The organism is Phytobacter sp. V69 (assembly GCF_965644215.1).
In the GTDB taxonomy this organism is placed as follows: domain Bacteria; phylum Pseudomonadota; class Gammaproteobacteria; order Enterobacterales; family Enterobacteriaceae; genus Phytobacter.
In genome coordinates this window covers 1-1209 of the sequence record NZ_CBFFRL010000435.1, presented here as the reverse complement: position 1 = coordinate 1209, position 1209 = coordinate 1, and the positions used below count along the sequence as shown (strand labels likewise).

The 1209-nt window shown below is 52.8% G+C and carries 1 protein-coding gene and 1 pseudogene; both read left to right on the top strand.

The window, feature by feature from the left end:
* Window positions 1–139 precede the first annotated feature (139 nt).
* Window positions 140–337 (top strand): cellulose biosynthesis protein BcsF, encoded by a 198-nt coding sequence (gene bcsF / locus ACSZPU_RS25795; protein WP_499004460.1) that lies wholly within the window; start codon window positions 140–142, stop codon window positions 335–337.
* A pseudogene (bcsG, locus tag ACSZPU_RS25790) lies at window positions 330–1136 on the top strand (cellulose biosynthesis protein BcsG); the annotation flags it as partial. The gene bcsF and the pseudogene bcsG, both read left to right, overlap by 8 nt.
* Between the last annotated feature and the right edge of the window lie 73 nt (window positions 1137–1209).

Sequence of the window (1209 nt, the reverse complement as noted above, 5' to 3'; positions counted from 1 at the left end):
AGTCATGATAATAGGGCCTTCTGATTAGAAGGCCCTATTATCAATGATTTTTATCCTCGTGACGACACTATCTAAGGACTCCACTGAACCCCACCGATTAAATCGCACCTTCCTTAAGTGAAGACCCGGAGAGCGCATCATGATGTCAATTGCCGATATTATTGAGCTCATTGTATTTTGTGCGCTGATTTTCTTCCCGCTGGGATACCTGGCGCGCCACTGGCTACACCGCATTCGTCTTATCTTAAGAATAATGTTTATTAAACCTCGCTACGTTAAACCGGCCGGAGTATTGCGTCGGGAATCGTTCGTCAAGGCAGACCGAAAACATGACTAATCAAACGCTTACCACTTCCAGGCCGTCAACACTGTGGCAATACTGGCGAGGTTTATCCGGCTGGAATTTCTATTTTCTGGTGAAATTCGGTTTGCTGTGGGCGGGTTACCTTAATTTTCATCCGCTGCTGAACCTGGTGTTTATGGCTTTCCTGCTGATGCCATTACCGCACCTGAGTTTGCATCGCCTGCGCCACTGGATTGCCATTCCGATTGGGTTCGGCCTGTTCTGGCACGATACCTGGCTACCGGGCATCGACAGCATTATGAGCCAGGGTTCACAGGTCGCAGGCTTTAGCGCAGATTACCTGCTCGATTTGGTGACGCGTTTTATTAACTGGCAGATGATTGGCGCCCTGTTTGTGATGCTGGTCGCCTGGCTGTTCTTGTCGCAGTGGATCCGCGTGACGGTGTTTGTGGTCGCCATCATGATCTGGCTGAACGTGCTGACGATTGTCGGCCCGGCCTTCACCCTGTGGCCGCAGAGTACCCAGCAAAGCACCGTCGCCACGACGGGCGGTACGGCGGCACCCACGGTGGCGAATGCCGCGGCAACACCGGTGGTGGGGGATATTCCGGCGCAAACCGCCCCGCCGACCTCGGAGAACCTGAATGCCTGGCTTGCCAGCTTCTATGCCGCCGAAGAGAAACGCCAGACGCCATTCCCGACGCAGCTGGCAGCGGATGCACAGCCGTTCGATCTGCTGGTGATCAACATCTGTTCGCTCTCCTGGTCCGATATTGATGCCGCGGGCTTGTCATCGCATCCGCTGTGGTCGCATTTCGATATCGTCTTTAGATTGTGTCGTCACGAGGATAAAAATCATTGATAATAGGGCCTTCTAATCAGAAGGCCCTATTATCATGACTATT

What these genes read in the sequence shown, in the direction of transcription:
- bcsF (WP_499004460.1), top strand. Translation starts at nt 140, where the DNA reads ATGATGTCAATTGCCGATATTATTGAGCTCATTGTATTTTGTGCGCTG.